Raw genomic sequence first — 18010 nt, 5'->3', positions numbered from 1 at the left:
GGCATCTTACTCGCGTGCATTTTTGGCGGCGATCCATTGCGACATGTATTTGGTGCTCATCATGCTGTGATGACGCAGCATACTGCCGGTAAAGTTGTGTAATCGATGTTCATCCAGATGTTCGCCAAGCGCGGCAAGCCGGGTAATCAGTTGTGGGCCCAGTGTTGCCGCGTCGTAGCGTGTGTGCAGCAATTGGGTCGCTTGCTGCTGGGCCGTTAACCAACGAGGTTCGTCCTGATACAAGGCCACGGCAGCGGCGGCAAACTGTTCGGCATCTGCTGCTATGGTGCCGGGCCAGGGGAGAGAGCCGTGCATGCCTTCGCTGCCAATGGCGGTAGTCACACTGGGGGTTTGCATCATCATGGCATCCAGCAGTTTACCCTTGATGCCGGCGCCAAAACGCAAGGGAGCCAGGCAAACCCGTGCCTGCTCCATTACGGCAAAGGCATCATCTGCCCAGCCCTTGATCAGGAAGCCGGTTTTGGGATTATGCAAGGCGGTGGCCTTGGGGGGCGGGTAAGAGCCGTAAATATGCAGCTCGGCCCCGGGCAGCTGTTTGCGGATCAGTGGCCAGATTTGCTGCAGATACAGCACCGCATCCCAGTTGGGAGCATGGCGAAAGTTACCGATCGTCATAAAGTGCTGGCGCTTGTCATAGTCGGCCGTTTTGCCGGGCAGGGCAGCCAGATTGACCATGAATGGCAAATGATGCAGCAAGCGCGCATCCACCTTGAAGGTATCCTGCAGCAACTGCATTTCAAAGTCGGAGATAATCAGCGACAGATCACAGCGTAAAACAGCGGCGATTTCCCGCTTGGCAATATCGCTGAACAAATCGGCCGTGGTCATCTCGCGGTTGGCTTTATGGGCCTGATGGCGAGCATGTCGCAGGCACTGCAGATCTTCGGTATCCAGCACTCTCAGCGCATTGGGGCAGTTCTTCTCGACTCGCCAGCCAAACTGTTCTTCCATCATGAAACGATCGAACATGACGATATCCGGCCCGTATTCGGCGACATAGGCATCGAAGCTGTCGCAATTAAGCATGATGCTCTGGCTGGAGATACCCTCGGCGGCCAGATCAACCATATGCTCGGTGGGCTGGGCGGGCGTGGCGAACTCCACCTGCCAGCCTTGTTGCTTGTACAGGCGCAAAATCGACAACATATGACTGCCGGCGGCAGACGAATTGGGCTCGGGCCAGACATAGCCAATCACCAGTACTTTTTTCATTGTTTGCCTTCTTTATTTAGCCGAATTTAAAAGATAAAAAACCTATTTTTGCCACGGAAGAACACGGAATCCACGGAGAAATAGTGATCAGATCTGAAAGGGATCTTAATGGTAAAAGCTAATCAGCGGCGCCGGTTCACATATTGCACGGATGTAGGGATTTTTTTGAGCCCTGCAATCCGTCATCGCCGGATCTGGTGCACATTCTACCTCGGGCAATGCGTGGGTTTGGGTGTTATCTCTTAAGCCGTAAGCGATAAGTCAAAGCCCGACGCTATTTGTTCTTGGCGTATGGCGGACAGCTTAAAGCGTCCCGCGTTCTGTTCGGCCGTAGTGGTCTTCAAAGCGGACTATGTCGTCTTCACCCAAATAGGCGCCAGACTGCACTTCTATCAACTCCAACGGCAGCTTGCCGGGGTTTTCCAGCGCATGCACCTGGCCAACGGGAATATAAACCGACTGGTTTTCCGTCAGCAGGCGCACCTGATCACCCTGAGTGACGCGGGCCGTACCACTGACCACTACCCAGTGTTCGGCTCTGTGGTGATGCATTTGCAGTGACAAGCGCCCGCCGGGGTTAACGGTAATACGCTTGACCTGATAGCGTTTTCCGCTATCAATGGCATCAAACTTGCCCCAGGGGCGGTAGCATTCGCGATGGCTGATATGCTCTTGCCGGTCTGCCTCATGCAACTGTGCGACCAGCTGCTTTACGTCCTGTTCATGATCTTTATGCGCCACCAAGACCGCATCCTTGGTTTCTATAATGACCATGTCTTTTACGCCTAATGCCGCCACCAGGCGGTGCTCGGCCATAATCAGGCTGTTATTCACCTGTTCTGTTAATACATCACCGCGCAGCGTGTTGCCCTGCGTATCTCGGGTAAGTTGCTGTGCCAGTGCCGACCAGGAGCCCACATCGCTCCAGCCTGCTGCCAATGGCACCATGGCCGCGTGGGCGGTGTGTTCCATCACGCCATAATCAACTGAAATATCGGGGCTTTGCGCAAAGGCGTCGTTATTCACGCGGATAAAATCCAGATCGCGCTCGCTGTGCGCCAATGCCGTTTGGCAGGCTGCCAATACCTGAGGCTGAAAGCGCGCCAACTCGGCCAGATAACGCTGTGCCTTGAACATGAATATGCCGCTGTTCCAGTCATAATTGCCGGCTGCAAGGTAGGCATTGGCGTTTTGCTGATCGGGCTTTTCTACAAACTGCTCTACCTTGAACCCCTTACTGCCCGAGATGGCTGGGCCACGGCGCAAATATCCATAGCCGGTTTCGGCACTCGTCGGTGGTATGCCAAAGGTAACCAGGTGGCCTGCGTCTGCCAATGGCAAGGCGGCAGTGACCGCGCTCTGAAATGCCGCGACCTCCGATATGGCATGGTCGGCAGGCAAGGCCAGCAAGATAACCTCTTCGCGCTGCGAGGCCGCAACCTGTTCGCAGGCATACAAGGCGGCCAACGCGAGGGCGGGAGCCGTATTGCGTGCCACCGGCTCCAGCATGATCTGCACCTGTTGCCCCGCTAACTGGCGTACCTGCTCGGCGGCGAGAAATCGATGCTGTTCATTGCAGATTAACAGCGGGGGTTGCGCCGTTAAGCCTTCCAACCGAGTGAGCGTGGCTTGCAGCATGGAAAGATGCGGTGTGAGCAGCGGCAAAAACTGCTTGGGATGATGTTGGCGTGACAGTGGCCATAAACGGGAGCCATGACCGCCGGCCATAATAACGGGGAACAGCATAGAAGACTCTTTTGCTCAGGGCGACGTATTAATCCGTTGCCGCAGGGTTGAAATAGAAGCCGGTGACTTCATCCGTGGTTAAATGTCGCCACTGGCCCGGGCCGACATCCAGGCTGAGGTGGCCAATGTGTTCGCGATGCAGGCTAACCACTTTATTACCTACCGCGGCAAACATACGCTTTACTTGATGAAACCGCCCTTCGGTCAGCGTTAACAGTACTTCTTTGGTATCGATCTGCACCACATCGGCCGGCTGGGTAGGAGAGGCTTCGCCTTGCAACATAATGCCGTTAGCGAATTGCCGGGCAACGTCACTGGCCAATTCATTTCTTAATCCCACACGGTAGATCTTTCTGCAATGGTGTTCTGGCCGAGTGATCTGATAGGACCAGCGACCATCATCGGTAAATAGCACCAAACCCGAAGTATCGGCATCTAAACGGCCCACCAGGTGCAGGTTTTCAGCCTTGTCTATTTCAAGCCAGTTAAATAACGAGGGATAAGCCCCATCTTGATGGGAACATAAACTGCCCTTTGGCTTGTGCAGCATGATGTAGCGTGACGGGCGGAGCCGCAGCGGCCTATCTAACCAGCTGATGCCATTGTGCTCATGCACCTGTGTTGCAGAATCGGTAATAATCGTTCCACTTACCCGTACTTCACCTGCAGCAATCGCCGCTCTGGCCCGACGCTGGCAGAGATCGGTGCTGTTACACAGGTATTTATCAAGGCGCATGGTGAGTTCTCTAAATCAAAGCGACATTATCGCACAGTCGAGGTCCGAGCAGCAGCCGGTATGAAGCCAGTGATTTGGCTGGCGTTTGGTAAGGTAAATGACGAGACAATTCGACATGAAATTATGCAGTTAAAAAGATAGCAGTATAAAACGCTGATGGTGTCTTCACGTGGATCTTGTTGATGGGGTAGTTATAAATACTGGTATTTTTATCTATACGGCCAAGTACAGCTGGTTTTGGTATTATTTTTAGTCTGTTACCAGGTTTTTTTATGGTTAAAAAAGTTAAATTCATTATAAATTTTATCTGAATGACAGTTTCCGTCTCAGGATAATCATCTTTTCTTGTCTGTTTGGTCAGGTTTCTTGTGCTGCAAGATTCAAATAAAGCTCTATTGATGACTAGTTAAAGGCTGCCGTGTCGCAGGTTCTGGTTAAAATTACACTTTGTACACAATATTAATGGTGATTGTATCCAATTATTTCGAGGAGTAAGCTTCATCTCGTTCGGGCAAGCTGGCTTTTGCCGTTAAGACTCGAACCTCTAGCTGATAACGAATATTTTTAATATCAGAAGAGCACCGATAAAAAACTAAAAAGGAAAATAATGATGAATAAATCAAAATGGGTTATTTCTGCAGCCGCTCTGGTTCTTGCCGCTTCTGCTAACGCAGGTTTTGGTGGTAACCACTCTTATAATCACAGCTACAACAACGGCTATGCCAATGTTGAAGTAAGCAAAGATGTTACCGCCGGCCCTGACGGTGGCGTGTCTTTCACCAAAACCATCACTAAAGCCAATGGCGAAACCTACACCATTAACAAGCAAGTGCAACGTGGCCAGAATGGCAGCGTAACTGTTGACAAGAACATCAACGGTCACCAGCATTCTTATACCAAAAACTTCAATCGTTAATATCTGTTAATAGATAATTGATGATGAGTTGAAAGGGCGCTGTAACCAGCGCCCTTTTTTGTATGAACGTATAAGAAGTTACTTATGAAAATCGTCATTTTACTCTCGCTGCTGTTTACGGCTCCGGCAATGGCTTTAACCTTTAGCTCGGCCGATCAGCAAAGCGTGCTGGCCGTACATGGCAAGTTTAAATATCAGCTGGGCGCCCTGGGCTACCAGTGGCAGGAGCCTGGCAAGGCTCAGGCAGTCGGGGGCACGGATCAGTTTTCTTTAAGCCTGGCCGGAGCCCATCGATTAAACGACACCGTTACACTCATTGGTGAAATGGGCTGGGATATACTGTCCGACTCGGTTCGGGGCGATCAGCTCTATGCGGATCAGGCCTGGCTGGGAGTGCGTATTAATGAAGTACTGGATGTCACGGTAGGGCGCAGCGACAGTCCTTTTACCCAGATAACCGACATCACAGATGTGTTTAATATTTTTGGTGGCCACGGTTATATGTACCAGGACATCACCCTGGATGATCAGCTCAAGATCGGTTATTACGAGAATAATATCGATATCAGAATGGCTTACGCCGTTAATGATAATAACAAGCAAGATGATAACCGCGATACCAAAGCGCAATATGCTATCTCTGCCGGATACACCGCCAATAATGGCATAGGTGTGGTGCTCGCTTATGAAAACAAGCTGGAAGCAGATGTGAACAGCGATATTCGATCTATGGCGGCAGGCATTAACTACACCAGTCCTTATGGAATCTATTTTGGTGTTACGCGTGGACAAACCCGCTATCAGCAGGCCTGGAATATACGTCAGCTAAACTACTGGGAGTCGGTACTGTCTTACTCGATGAAAAAATTGGCGCTGGGCATTGGTTATAATCGTTTGAGCGTGGGTGAGCCATGGCATGAAAAATGGGTGAGCGAATATATTGTAGCCGGTGAATATTATCTGATGCCGCAAGCCAAGATCTATGCAGAATGGTTACTCAATGATATGGACGGCACCGACAATCTGTATGGCGTAGGCATGCAATATTACTTTTGATCTTTAATAATTTAAGGCCAAAACCTAACGAAACCTACGAACAGCAGCATACAGCACGAATGTAGTAGCTGCTTTAGCTGCTAAATCCGGCACCGCCGGATCTGATGCACAAAATTAATACTTTTTTGCGATGTCTGTTTGGTCTGGAGAGGAATGGGTTTGAGTGTGACGGCTCTCTTTGCAAGTTGCCTCTTTACGCATCACCCTTCACTTTGCATTCCATGGCCAGATGCGGGATTCCCGCGTCCATGAACTCCTCGCCGTAAGGCGTAAAGCCCAGCTTGGCGTAGAAGTCGACGGCATGGGTCTGTGCGCCCAGATACACCCGCGGATAACCCAGGCGTGCCGCCTCATCGACCAAGGCCTGCACCACCTTGGCGCCCAGCCCCAAGCCTCTAAACTCCTTTAAAATCGCGATGCGTCCAATATGACCATCATCCAGCATACGACCGGTGCCCACGTATTGGCCGTCTACTGCCACCAACACCTGCATGGCGTTCTCATCCAGCCCGTCAAACTCCAGCTCAACGGGCACGGCTTGCTCCTGTATGAATACCGACTCGCGAATGGCGCGAATAAACGGCTGATATTCGGGTGTGAAGGGGACTATGTTGACGGTCATGCGGGATCCTTGAGTAAGAGGGAAAACTGCATTTTACACAGAATGTAGTCGCGTCACAGACACTTGCCAAGAATCAGGTTTGCAGCGTTGGACAGCTTTTAAAAAGGCGCATTGGAATGCTCGTGTGAATGCGTAATTTTTTATCAAGGATGAGATGGCTGCTATCGAGTGCTCGCCGCCTGTCATCCGGCCGTCATTGTTCATTCGCATACTGGTTCACTCATCATTCAAGGAAGTGAAAAGTCATGCAAAAAATTCTCACGCTGACCGCAGCCAGCTGCCTGGCTATTTTGTCGAACACGGCCTCTGCCGATGCTCTGGGCGGCCTGGCCTTCGCAGAAACGACACCTCATACCGTCGCCATGACACCCAAGGACAATTTTACTGTTGTGGGGGCGGAAGATCTTATGAGCCTGAAGGCATTCAACAAGGATGGCACCGTACGGGCGATTGTCGAAATACCGACCGGAACCTCAGCCAAGTGGGAAGTCAGCAAGGAGGATCCGAAAGCGGTCTACTGGGAATACAAGAAGGGCAAGCCACGAGTCGTCAATTACCTTGGCTACCCGGGTAACTACGGTGCCATTCCGGGTACTGCCTTGCCGAAAGAGTTGGGCGGAGACGGGGATCCGCTCGATGTGATTGTGTTGGGCCAGGCGGTTCCACGGGGTGAAGTGGTTGATGTACGCGTTATCGGCGTGCTGAAGATGCTGGATGATGGTGAGCAGGATGACAAACTGATTGCCGTGCTGACCAAAGACTCCCCGTTTGCGCATGTCGACAGCATGGCGCAGCTGGATGAAGAATTCCCCGCCGTCAGCCAGATCATTGACCTGTGGTTTGCGCATTACAAAGGGCCGGATGGCGGCATGGAAGGCTTGGGATTTGAGGACGCTAAATCGGCACGTAATGTGCTGGAAGCAGCGGCGGCGAATTTTGAAGCTTTGCGTTGATGCCTATGTGATTTTTATATCTTTGATATTTTATTTTGAATAGATCGTATATGTAACTGAGATCCCTTTGGCCGAGTTAACTCCGGCCTGGTTACAGCACTTGATGCAGACAGGCCCGCAATACTCCGGGCCTGCCAATTACGCCTAGCTTACTTTTTCTTCTGCAAGGCGGCGGCCAGGGCCGCGCCCATGGCACCTTGCGGGGCGTTTTGTTCCTTGCGGGCAGGGCGAGGGGTGTTCTGGCTCTTACCGCCGTTACCGGCCGCATGGCTATGTTCTGCTGGCTTGCGTTCTTCCCGTCGCTGACCGGCCTGATGACCACTGCCATGCTCGGCGGCGCTTTGCTCCAGTCTCATGGTGAGGGCGATGCGCTTGCGCTGCAGGTCCACTTCCATCACCTTGACCTTGACGATATCGCCGGCTTTCACCACTTCGCGCGGATCCTTGATGAAACGATCGGTGAGCGCCGAGATATGCACCAGACCGTCCTGATGCACGCCTATATCCACGAAGGCACCGAAATTGGTGACGTTGGTGACCACACCTTCCAGCACCATGTCGGGGATCAGATCCGAGGGCTTTTCTACCCCTTCCATAAAGCGGGCGGCCTTGAATTCGGGTCGCGGATCCCGGCCCGGCTTGTCCAGCTCCTTCAAGATGTCTTGCACCGTCGGCAAGCCAAAATCCGCATCCGTATAGTGTTGTGGCTGCAGTTTATGCAGCAGCTCGCTATTACCGATAATGGCTTGTACCGGCTGCTTTAAATCTGCGGCAATGCGATTGACCACCGGATAGGCCTCCGGATGCACCGAAGAGGCATCGAGCGGGTTCTTGCCGTCGCGAATACGCAGAAAGCCGGCACATTGCTCAAACGCCTTGGGGCCCAGGCGCGGCACCTTGAGCAGTTGCTTACGATCGGTAAATACCCCCAGTTCGTCACGATAGGCGACGATATTTTGCGCCAGAGTCGGCGTAAGGCCGGATACTCGGGTCAGCAGCGGTGCCGAGGCCATGTTGACGTCTACGCCCACGGCGTTTACACAGTCTTCCACTACCGCATCCAGATTACGGGCCAGCTGGGTTTGTGACACATCGTGCTGATATTGGCCCACCCCTATGCTCTTGGGGTCGATTTTCACCAGTTCGGCCAGCGGGTCTTGCAGACGACGGGCAATGGAAACGGCGCCACGCAACGATACATCCAGATCCGGAAATTCGTTGGCCGCCAATTCGGAGGCCGAATAAACCGAGGCGCCGGCTTCGCTGACCACTACTTTTTGCAGCTTCAGTTCCGGGCTTTGCTTGATCAGTTGCTCTACCAGACGTTCGGTTTCACGCGAGGCGGTACCGTTACCTATGCTCACCAGGCTCACCTTATGGCGGCGGCACAAGTCATCCAGGGTACGCAGGCTCTGTTCGACCTTCTTGAAGGGTTCAAACGGGTAAACGGTATCCTGGGCCAGCAGCTTGCCGGTGCCATCTACCACCACCACCTTAACGCCGGTACGAATACCCGGATCCAGGCCCATGGTAACGCGGGCTCCGGCCGGCGCCGCCATCAGCAGGTCTTGCATATTCAGTGCAAACACCTTGATGGCTTCCACTTCAGCTTGCTCCCGTGCCTGGCCCAGCAGCTCGGTTTCCATCTGCAGCGACAATTTTACGCGCCAGGTCCAGCTGATCACACTGGCCAGCCAGGTATCGGCGGCACGACCTTGCGCTTTCCAGCCAACAAAGCGGGCGATAATGGCTTCGCAGGGGTGGGCACTGGCTTGCGTGTCCACGGCGAGCGACAAGCTCAGCACCCCTTCGTTGCGCCCGCGGAGCATGGCCAGCAGCCGGTGTGAGGGGACGCGGCTTATCGGCTCCTGATGTTCGAAATAGTCTTTGAACTTGGCGCCGCTTTGCTCCTGGCCTGCCACTACCCGCGCCTGTAATTGACCCTGCTGTTGCAGGTATTGGCGCACCGCTTCCAGCAGATCGGCTTGCTCGGCGAAGCGCTCCATTAAAATATATTTGGCGCCATCGAGCGCGGCTTTTTCATCGGCTACACCGGCCTCGACGTTAATGAAGCGGGCCGCCGTTTGCTGGGGATCCTGCTCAGGATTGTCAAACAGGGTGTCGGCCAGTGGTTGCAAGCCGGCCTCAATGGCAATTTGCCCCTTGGTACGCCGCTTGGGTTTGTAGGGCAAATACAAATCTTCCAGTCGGGTTTTGGTGTCGGCCGCCAGCAGCTCTTTCTTCAGCGCGTCGGTCAGTTTGCCCTGTTCGGTAATGGAGTTGAGGATAACGCCGCGTCTGTCTTCCAGCTCCCGCAAATACCCCAGTCGGCTGTCGAGGTTACGTAACTGGGTATCATCAAGGCCGCCAGTGGCCTCTTTTCGATAGCGGGCAATAAAGGGCACGGTGGCGCCTTCATCCAGCAGCCGTACGGCGGCATCAACCTGATGTTGGGAAACGGCCAGTTCGGTGGCCAGGGCATGGTTAATAGTAGTCATCAATAAAGCTCCAGGCAGAAGGGCGATCTACGCCCTGCCAATAACGAAAAGGCATGTGCTAAGGCGAAAATGTGAGCCGATATGAGCCTATTATGAAACAGAAGTGAGCCGCAAAGAAGGGCGCCCTCAGGGTCGCTGCCCGCAGGGTGCGTCCATACGACAAAAAGGGACCCGAGGGTCCCTTTGGTTAAACCGGCTTAATTCAGGATAGAGGGCGTTACTGTAGCGCTGACAGGCGCTCTTGCAGCTCGGTGTCGGTTTGAATGCGCGCCGCAATGGCGTTATAGGTGAGTGCATCCATATTGTTGTCTTTTACCGCCTCCAGCATTTTCTCTTGTGCTTGCATTTGTAGCTGCTGGGCTTTCTGCTGATCATTTTCTTCATTCAGCTTCTGGGTAAACTCGTCGCGAACCTTGGCGACTTCTTCATTGGCTTTCACAAACTTTTTAAGGTCACCATCTGTAATAGGTCCAGCTTGCTGACCTTGCTCAAATTGCTGGGCAGGCGCACCACCCTGTTGTGCCGGTGCGGCCGCGGGGGCTTGTGCCATGGCGGCATTGGCTGCCATACCGAAAGTGGCAAAGGTAATGGCGGCGGTCAATGTCTTGAGCTTATTCATAGATGAAACTCCTTCTGTTGAAAGTGATTATATCAATACAGGAACCGTGCCAGTTTTTATTTGTATCTCAAGATATTGATATTTAAAGTTTTTATTTTTTATTGCCGATAACTCACGCTGAATGACTATTTTTTTCGCCGATAATTGTGTGTATATATTACACATGAGAAAAAAATACTCGGTCAAAAACAACACATCTGCTGTTGAGCAGCAACCCAAGAGGCGGCGTGGGCTCGGTATCAGCGGTTTGCAGCGCACCCTGTTGCTGTTTGTGGTGCTACCTCTGGTGTTGCTAACGGCGCTGGGCATTCGTTTTGGCTTGGAGCAAGCCAATCAGTTTCAGGAACAACGGCTGAAAAACGACCTTGAGCTGGTGGGGCGAGCGATCAGCATTCCGGTGGGCACCGCATTGAATAACGGCGATATAGCGGCAGTGGAGCTGGCGCTGGAGTCGGTGTTCGTGCTGGGCGAAGTTTATGGTGCCTCGGTATTCGACGTAGATGGAAATCGCATAGCGTCGGCCGGGGTAACCGAAACCGATCTGACCCGATCCGTTATTCCGCAACGCATTCGTACCACAGGCGAGGGGCAGGAAGCCTTTAGCCGAGTGGCGGGGCGCAATCTGTTTTCCCATTTTCAGCCACTGTTCGATACCGCTGGCCATATTCAGGGATTGGTACAGATTACCCGCCGCGCCAGTGACTTTGGCCGTGCCTTGCAACAATTGACCGTGATTGCCTGGCTGCTGTGGGGTTTGTTCAGTTTGGTGATCCTCGCCAGCGTGCTGCTGGGCCATTATGGCGGTGTGGGGCGATACGTCGACAAGTTGCTGGCGCACATGAATCGGGTGGCCAGTGGCGATTGGGACCACAGGGCGGCATTGAACGGACCGCAAGAAGTGGCCAGCCTGGCGCGCGGTCTGAATCACATGCTGGACAGCATAGAGCAGGCGCATCGTGAGTTGGATGCACACCGAGCGGCTGAAACCCGGCTGGTGGCAAAACTCAAGGATAACGAAAAAATGGTGGCCATCGGCAGCATGGCGCGAGGCATAGCCCACGAACTGGGAGCACCGCTCAGCGTCATCGATGGCCGCGCCAGACGCCTGGAGCGTTCCGGCACCCTGAATGAACAACAGCAGCGTAACCTGGAAGGGGTTCGTACTCAGGTAAGTCGGCTTACCCGTACCGTGCGCCAACTGCTCGACTATTGCCGACCGGCGGCGACGCAGGCCAGAATGCTGACTGCCAGCGTATTGATACAAGATGTGATTGACGCCATAAGCCCTGAACTTGAAACCAGGGGGTGCCAGCTGGAATTGCAGTTGCCGCCAGGCTTGCCTGCCTTCATAGCCGACGCGGGGCGGTTGGAACTGGCGCTGCTGAACCTGCTGCGCAATGCCTTGCAGGCGGCCGAGAGCGGCATTGGCGTTTGGGTGGCAGCCAACAGTCGTTGGCTGGTGATTCGTATTACCGACGACGGGCCGGGCTTGCCGGCAGGCTGTTCGCTGGCCACGCTGACCGAACCTTTTTTTACCACCAAGTCACCGGGAGAAGGTACCGGACTGGGATTGGCCATAGTGCAGGCCGTTGCCGAAGAGCAGGGTGGTTTCTTCACCTTAAGTAACCGAGGCGGTGGTTGTGAAGCCTGTCTGGCCCTGTCATTAGTCCCCCATAAGACGATAGCAAGTGAGGATGCATAGGCATGGCGCACCACGATCATATTTTGCTGGTAGAAGATGACAGCGGTTTGCGCGAACTGCTGCAAGAAGAGCTGGAAGCCGAAGGGTATCGCGTAACGGCCTGTGGCGATGCCGAGCAGGGCTTGCAGTTGCTGCAAACCGGCACCCCGGATTTGTTGATCAGCGATTTACGGCTGCCCGGTGCCGATGGCCTTAGCCTGTTACCGGCATTGGGCGCCAGCGAGATGCCGCCGGCGGTGTTAATTATCACCGCCTTTGGCTCGGTGCAGCAGGCGGTAAAAGCGTTACAGGCCGGTGCCGACGACTTTTTAACCAAGCCCTTGGAAATGGATCATTTTCTGCTCACGGTGGGGCGTTTGCTGGAAAATCGTCGTTTGCGCAGTGAAGTGCAGCATTATCGCAGCTTGCTGGCCATCGATCAGTTCAACGGTATTATTGGCCACAGCCCGGCCATGCAGCAGTTGTTTCATCAAATTCGCCAGATTGCCTCGGCCGATGGCCCTGTTTTGGTGCAAGGCGAAAGTGGCACAGGTAAAGAGCTGGTAGCTCGCGCCCTGCATGATCAAAGCAACCGCAAAGACGGCCCTTATATGGTAGTGAACTGCGGTGGTATACCCAGCGAGCTGATGGAAAGCGAATTTTTTGGTCATGCAGCTGGCGCCTTTACCGGAGCGCGTAGCCAGCGTGCCGGCCTGTTTCAGCAAGCCGATGGCGGTACGCTGTTGCTGGACGAGCTGGGAGAAATGCCGCTGACACTGCAAGCCAAGCTGTTGCGGGTATTGCAAGATGGCAAGGTGCGACCCGTGGGCAGCGATCATGAAATTCAACTCGATGTGCGTGTTATTGGCGCCACCAATCGCAACCTGACCGACGCCGTGAGTGACGGCAGTTTTCGCGAAGACCTGTTTTATCGGCTGGAAACCTTTGCCTTGCAGGTGCCGCCCCTGCGCGCAAGAGGCGACGATATACAGCGCCTGATCGGATTTTTCCTTACCCGGTTCAATGCCCGACAGCAGCGTAATGTAAAGGGCTTTAGCGACGAGGCCCTGGCCGTGCTGCAGCGGTATGCATTTCCGGGCAATGTGCGGGAGCTGCAAAATGCGGTAGAGCGAGCGGCCACTTTTTGTGACAGCCCACTGATTGAAGTACACCATCTGCCCCAGCGCATTTGTCAGCAGCCATTGCCGATTAACGCAGCGCCCTTGGCAGATCATGCCGCCAGGACTTCTGGTGAGAGTATCGTTGATGATGCAGAGAGCCTGCCCAGCCTGGAAACGGTGCAGCGCCAGCATATTCAGCGGGTGCTGGCCGCCACCGGCGGTAACAAACGCCGCGCCGCCGATATTCTGGGCATCACCCGCCGTACCTTGTATAGATGGATAGATTAAAAGAAAGCTGTCAGCTAAAAATAGAACAAAATCGAGATCCTGAAACGAGTTCAGGAAGACGGCAAAACACCTAACTTTGTAGCCCGGCGCTTTAGCTGCCGGTCCTGCGGAGCAGGAAGGTTTTGCTGACCGCTGATAGCTGACGGCTTACAGCTACCCGAAGGGCTGGTACTGGATCTTGTTGATATACCACTCTTTGATACCGGACGGCGTTTGTACCTGCACTTCGTCGTCGACCTGCTTGCCGATCAGGGCGCGGGCCATGGGCGAATTGATGGTGATGTAATTGTTTTTGGGATCCATTTCATCACTGCCCACGATCCGATAACGCACTATGTCGCCGTCGTCGTTTTCCAGCTCGACCCAGGCACCGAAGAATACCTTGCCATCCTGGCGGGGATCGTAATCGACGATTTTCAGGTCTTCCAGCCGCTTCATCAAAAAGCGCACCCGGCGGTCTATTTCACGCAGTCGCTTCTTGCCGTAGATGTATTCGGCGTTTTCGCTGCGGTCGCCCAGCGCCGCCGCTTCCGACACCGACTGGGTGACGGCGGGGCGCTCCACTTTCCACAGCTGTTTGAGCTCCTGGTCCAGCATATGCCAGCCAGCTCGGGTGATCAGGTTGGTTTTCATCAATGTCAATCTATGCAATGGCCACACACATGCTGACCATTGTGGCTTAGCCTGTTCGAAGAAGAAAGCCTGACCAGGATTCGATAATGCTATTCCCAGGCGGGGAAGGGATCGGGCAGTTGCTGCCAGTGATGTTCACCCTGGGCCATTTCCTGCTCGCTAAGCAAGCAGGTATCCAGCTGGCGGCATAATTCGGCCTGATTCAGGCCCTGGCCGATAAACACCAGTTCCTGGCGCTTGTCGCCGTAGGGCTCCTGCCAGCTGGCCAGGATATGGGCGCGGCTCTCTTCGTCGTCCGGCCAGTCTGCTGCGGGAATGGCGTGCCAGAACAGGCCGGCTCCGCCGTGATAGGCGATGCCGCCGGCCTGATTCCACTGCCCGGCAAAATCCGGGCGGCTGGCCAGCCAGAAAAAACCCTTGGAGCGCAATAACTTGCCTGCCTGCTCGGGTTGCTGCAGCCAGTGGTAAAAGCGTTGGGGATGAAAGGGCGTGCGTGCCCGGTACACAAAGCTGCTGATGCCATACTCTGCCGTTTCGGGAATCTGTTCACCGCGCAGGGTGTGCATCCAGCCCGGGGCGCGAGCGGCGCGTTCAAAGCAGAAGCGGTGGGTACCCAGTACGCGCTCTATATCCACCCGACCCTGGCTGATGGGGATGATATCGGCTTCTGGATTCAACTGCGCCAGAATGGCGGTCAGTTCGGCCAGTTGTTCGGCAGTGACCAAATCGGTTTTGCTGATCAGCAGCAGGTCGCAGAATTCCACCTGTTCTATCAGCAGATCGGTCACGCTACGACCATCGTCTTCCCCCAGGCTTTCGCCGGTGTCCTGCAGGTCGCGAGCCGCATTGAAGTCGGCCAGAAAATTCACCGCATCCACCACCGTCACCATGGTATCCAGCCGGGCCAGGTCGCTCAGGCTGGTGCCGTCTTCATCGGCAAAGGTGAAGGTCTCGGCCACCGGTAGCGGCTCCGAGATACCGGTGGATTCAATCAACAGATAATCGAAACGGCCGGCATCGGCCAGGCGTCGCACTTCAAGCAACAGGTCTTCGCGCAGGGTGCAGCAAATACAGCCATTGCTCATCTCTACCAGCTTTTCTTCGCCCCGGCGCAGGGCGACCTGCTGCCCAAGGGTGGCGGCGTCGATATTTACTTCGCTCATGTCGTTGACGATGACGGCCACCCGCAACCCCAGGCGATTGTTGAGAATGTGGTTGAGCACAGTGGTTTTTCCGGCACCCAGAAAACCGGAGAGCACGGTAACCGGCAGGCGGGGAGAAGCAGCATGATGTGGCATGAAAGGGTCCGTGTGATAACTTGATTCATAGTATTATTTGTTGTTATAACATAACAATGTATTTTCAAGAAAGCACAACCTCAAGGAATTCACACCGCTCATGATCATCACCGAACCTTCTCTGGCCGAGATCAGCCGTCAGGATAATTCACCCAGCGTATTCCCTCGCATTTATGAGCCTGATTGTCAGCTGGCCATCTGGCAGCGATCGTTATCCGTGGCCGCTGCGGACTACGCTGCCGCGTTAAGCCAACACGAGCATGTCATCAATATGCGCGAACTGCTGGCTCCTGCAGAGGTATCGGCGGTGTTGTCGACTCGGTTACCCAACTTGCCTGGCCGAGACGAGTTGGCGGCGGATGTGCAGCAACTGGCCGACATGTTCGCCTGTCTGTTTGATTTGAATCGCATCGGCCTGCGATTGGCCAGCCTGCAAACGGCCATGTGCCCGCGCTTTCATGTAGACCGGGTTCCTTGCCGACTGGTCACCACCTATAGCGGCCCCGGTACTCACTGGCTGGATGGAGCGCAGCGTAATCAATTGCTCCATTCTGCTGGTGAAGAGCCGGCTCGGTGGCAGCGGCTGGTGCCCGGTGAAGTGGCGCTGATGAAAGGCGATGGCTGGCAAGATAACGACGGCCAGGGACTCTGGCATCGTTCACCGCCGGTGCCCACCGGTTACCGACGATTGTTTTTGTCACTGGATTTTGGGGAATGAGATTCAGGCTATGGCATGAATTCTTAATTTTATATTCGTAAGATAATACTGAAATGTGGCATGGAATTAAATAGATCGAATATTGGTATGTATTCATATGAGTTGCTTTATGGTGTTATGATGTCGCGACAATTCCTGTCTTTTCCTAAGGTATATATTGTCATGAAAAAAATAATGATTTTGGGTATGGCTGTACTTTCGGCCTCTTTAATTAGTGGCTGTGCTACTGAGTCATCCCGCTCTCTTACGGTAGAGAAAGTTGATACTTATCAAAGCCATTACAACGGGGTGCGTGCACCAATTTCTGTTGGTAAGTTTGAGAACCGTTCGACATTTCAGCGAGGTATTTTTTCTGATGGTGTTGATCGTTTGGGTAATCAGGCAACAACCATACTGATTACCCACTTACAGCAAAGCAACCGCTTTAGCGTGCTGGACCGCACCAATATGAAAGAGATACAAGCTGAAGCCGGTATCAAGGGCCAAGCACAGAAACTGAAGGGTGCTGATTACGTAGTTACCGGTGATGTCACCGAGTTTGGACGGAAGACCGTTGGCGACCATCAATTATTTGGGATTCTGGGTCGTGGCAAATCACAGGTTGCCTACGCAAAGGTGAATCTCAATATTGTAAATGTGCAGACTTCAGAAGTGGTTTTCTCTTCTCAAGGAGCCGGAGAGTACAGCTTGTCCAACCGTGAAGTTATAGGGTTTGGCGGTACCGCCGGTTATGACTCGACTCTGAACGGAAAAGTTCTCGATCTCGCCGTACGTGAGGCAGTAAATAACTTGGTGGCAGGTATTGATCGGGGGCAGTGGGATCCAACACTGTAATTTTACTCAAGGAAGGAGTTTGGAATGAATATGCGCGTCTTATTATTGGCGGTGATGACAGCAGTATTGTCGGGCTGTGCTGGCCCTAAAACTCTCTATCAGTGGGACGGTTACCAGTCCTCCGTTTATCAGCATTATCAGACGGATGATAGTAGCTTGAGTGAACAGGTAGCAGTGCTTGAAGAGAGTATTGAAAAAGCCCGTGCCGGTGATCGCATCGTAGCACCGGGTTTGCATGCCCATCTGGGGCTTCTTTATGCCAATAGTGGAAGAGAGCAGCAGGCGATGGAGCAGTTTGAAATGGAAAAGCGGTTGTTTCCTGAGTCGGAGACCTTTATGAGTTTCCTGCTTAAGCAGAACAACAGGGAAGAAATAAAATGAAGCGAATTTTTTATCCATTACTGTTAATTCTTGTTGGTGTGTTGACCGGGTGTGTGACTCCCGAACCTTATGATTACACAGCTTTTAGGGAGGCTAAGCCCAGATCCATTCTGGTTTTGCCTCCGACCAACCAGTCTCCGGATGTGAAAGCCAGTTATAGTATGTTGTCTCAGATAACCTATCCACTGGCTGAGTCTGGTTATTATGTGTTGCCTGTGGCCGTTGTGGACGAGACGTTCCGCCAGAATGGTTTAGCAAACCCGGAGGAAATCCATAATGTTCCTCTGGATAAATTTCATAGGATCTTTGGTGCTGATGCTGTTCTTTATATTGACGTTGAAGAATATGGCACAAGCTACAGAGTGATCAGCAGCGATACCCGAGTGACGGCGAATGCTGAACTCGTTGATATAAGAACCGGGGCAAAACTCTGGTCAGGCAGAGCTACCGCTTCCAGTACCGAACAGAACTCCAACTCTGGTGGTCTGATTGCCATGCTGGTGCAGGCTGCAATTGAGCAAATAGCCAATACGATCACCGACAAGGGTCATGAGATTTCTGGTATCACCAGTGCACGCCTGCTGACCGCTGGTATGCCTAATGGCATTTTGCATGGTCCTCGCTCTCCTTATTTATCGCAACAATAAATTTGTGATATCAGCCGCACCTGAGAGTGC

The 18010-nt window shown here is 53.4% G+C and carries 17 protein-coding genes; 9 read left to right on the top strand and 8 right to left on the bottom strand.

What is annotated here, in order from left to right; translation table 11 throughout:
* Nucleotides 1-6 precede the first annotated feature (6 nt).
* The 3 genes from IEW52_RS06135 to IEW52_RS06125 form a co-directional block, all read right to left on the bottom strand.
* On the bottom strand, nucleotides 7-1233 hold the full coding sequence (locus tag IEW52_RS06135) for a glycosyltransferase (RefSeq protein WP_188629186.1): 1227 nt from the start codon (nucleotides 1231-1233) through the stop codon (nucleotides 7-9).
* A 303-nt stretch (nucleotides 1234-1536) separates the two neighbouring features.
* Nucleotides 1537-2979 carry a mannose-1-phosphate guanylyltransferase/mannose-6-phosphate isomerase gene (locus IEW52_RS06130; protein ID WP_188629185.1) on the bottom strand — a complete coding sequence of 481 codons (1443 nt, stop codon included), beginning with the start codon at nucleotides 2977-2979 and terminating at the stop codon, nucleotides 1537-1539.
* A 28-nt stretch (nucleotides 2980-3007) separates the two neighbouring features.
* Nucleotides 3008-3715, bottom strand: coding sequence for a pseudouridine synthase (locus IEW52_RS06125; RefSeq protein ID WP_188629184.1), 708 nt, complete (start codon nucleotides 3713-3715; stop codon nucleotides 3008-3010).
* Nucleotides 3716-4322: 607 nt separating this feature from the next.
* Between IEW52_RS06125 and IEW52_RS06120 the strand changes: the two genes are divergently transcribed.
* Together IEW52_RS06120 and IEW52_RS06115 are read left to right on the top strand one after the other, a co-directional pair.
* A complete protein-coding gene (locus IEW52_RS06120; protein ID WP_229667815.1) occupies nucleotides 4323-4631 on the top strand; it encodes a hypothetical protein in 309 nt (102 codons plus the stop codon).
* Between the two features lie 84 nt (nucleotides 4632-4715).
* Entirely contained in the window at nucleotides 4716-5687 is a 972-nt protein-coding gene (locus IEW52_RS06115) for a porin (protein ID WP_188629183.1), read from the top strand.
* 193 nt (nucleotides 5688-5880) lie between these two features.
* Here IEW52_RS06115 and IEW52_RS06110 read toward each other — a convergent pair whose 3' ends face one another.
* Nucleotides 5881-6309: a GNAT family N-acetyltransferase gene (locus IEW52_RS06110; protein ID WP_188629182.1), complete on the bottom strand. Its 429-nt coding sequence runs from the start codon at nucleotides 6307-6309 to the stop codon at nucleotides 5881-5883.
* Nucleotides 6310-6554: 245 nt separating this feature from the next.
* Between IEW52_RS06110 and IEW52_RS06105 the strand changes: the two genes are divergently transcribed.
* Nucleotides 6555-7262 carry an inorganic diphosphatase gene (locus IEW52_RS06105; protein WP_188629181.1) on the top strand — a complete coding sequence of 236 codons (708 nt, stop codon included), beginning with the start codon at nucleotides 6555-6557 and terminating at the stop codon, nucleotides 7260-7262.
* 149 nt (nucleotides 7263-7411) lie between these two features.
* Here the strand turns inward: IEW52_RS06105 and IEW52_RS06100 are convergent, their stop codons facing one another.
* On the bottom strand, nucleotides 7412-9760 hold the full coding sequence (locus IEW52_RS06100) for a Tex family protein (protein WP_188629180.1): 2349 nt from the start codon (nucleotides 9758-9760) through the stop codon (nucleotides 7412-7414).
* A 217-nt stretch (nucleotides 9761-9977) separates the two neighbouring features.
* Nucleotides 9978-10379: a DUF4168 domain-containing protein gene (locus tag IEW52_RS06095; RefSeq protein WP_188629179.1), complete on the bottom strand. Its 402-nt coding sequence runs from the start codon at nucleotides 10377-10379 to the stop codon at nucleotides 9978-9980.
* Between the two features lie 163 nt (nucleotides 10380-10542).
* Between IEW52_RS06095 and IEW52_RS06090 the strand changes: the two genes are divergently transcribed.
* Together IEW52_RS06090 and IEW52_RS06085 are read left to right on the top strand one after the other, a co-directional pair.
* Nucleotides 10543-12081, top strand: a complete 1539-nt coding sequence (locus IEW52_RS06090) for a sensor histidine kinase (RefSeq protein ID WP_188629178.1) — start codon at nucleotides 10543-10545, stop codon at nucleotides 12079-12081.
* 2 nt (nucleotides 12082-12083) lie between these two features.
* A complete protein-coding gene (locus tag IEW52_RS06085; protein ID WP_188629177.1) occupies nucleotides 12084-13469 on the top strand; it encodes a sigma-54-dependent transcriptional regulator in 1386 nt (461 codons plus the stop codon).
* Between the two features lie 153 nt (nucleotides 13470-13622).
* Here the strand turns inward: IEW52_RS06085 and greB are convergent, their stop codons facing one another.
* Both greB and zigA read right to left on the bottom strand, forming a co-directional pair.
* Nucleotides 13623-14102, bottom strand: a complete 480-nt coding sequence (gene greB, locus IEW52_RS06080; protein WP_188629176.1) for a transcription elongation factor GreB — start codon at nucleotides 14100-14102, stop codon at nucleotides 13623-13625.
* A gap of 89 nt (nucleotides 14103-14191) precedes the next feature.
* Nucleotides 14192-15400 (bottom strand): zinc metallochaperone GTPase ZigA, encoded by a 1209-nt coding sequence (gene zigA, locus IEW52_RS06075; RefSeq protein ID WP_188629175.1) that lies wholly within the window; start codon nucleotides 15398-15400, stop codon nucleotides 14192-14194.
* Nucleotides 15401-15500: 100 nt separating this feature from the next.
* Between zigA and IEW52_RS06070 the strand changes: the two genes are divergently transcribed.
* Genes IEW52_RS06070 through IEW52_RS06055 form a run of 4 tightly spaced genes read left to right on the top strand, consistent with a single transcriptional unit; the run spans nucleotide 15501 to nucleotide 17980 of the window.
* Nucleotides 15501-16118, top strand: coding sequence for a DUF1826 domain-containing protein (locus tag IEW52_RS06070; RefSeq protein ID WP_188629174.1), 618 nt, complete (start codon nucleotides 15501-15503; stop codon nucleotides 16116-16118).
* A gap of 60 nt (nucleotides 16119-16178) precedes the next feature.
* Nucleotides 16179-16952 carry a CsgG/HfaB family protein gene (locus tag IEW52_RS06065; RefSeq protein WP_229667814.1) on the top strand — a complete coding sequence of 258 codons (774 nt, stop codon included), beginning with the start codon at nucleotides 16179-16181 and terminating at the stop codon, nucleotides 16950-16952.
* 24 nt (nucleotides 16953-16976) lie between these two features.
* Nucleotides 16977-17333 (top strand): DUF4810 domain-containing protein, encoded by a 357-nt coding sequence (locus tag IEW52_RS06060; RefSeq protein WP_188629173.1) that lies wholly within the window; start codon nucleotides 16977-16979, stop codon nucleotides 17331-17333.
* A complete protein-coding gene (locus IEW52_RS06055; RefSeq protein ID WP_188629172.1) occupies nucleotides 17330-17980 on the top strand; it encodes a DUF799 domain-containing protein in 651 nt (216 codons plus the stop codon). The genes IEW52_RS06060 and IEW52_RS06055 overlap by 4 nt, the downstream gene beginning before the upstream one ends.
* Nucleotides 17981-18010: the final 30 nt, after the last annotated feature.

Source organism: Oceanisphaera marina (genome assembly GCF_014643915.1).
GTDB lineage: Bacteria > Pseudomonadota > Gammaproteobacteria > Enterobacterales > Aeromonadaceae > Oceanimonas > Oceanimonas marina.
The sequence above is the reverse complement of the archived record's forward strand: the minus strand, read 5'-3'. Positions and strand labels throughout refer to the sequence as shown.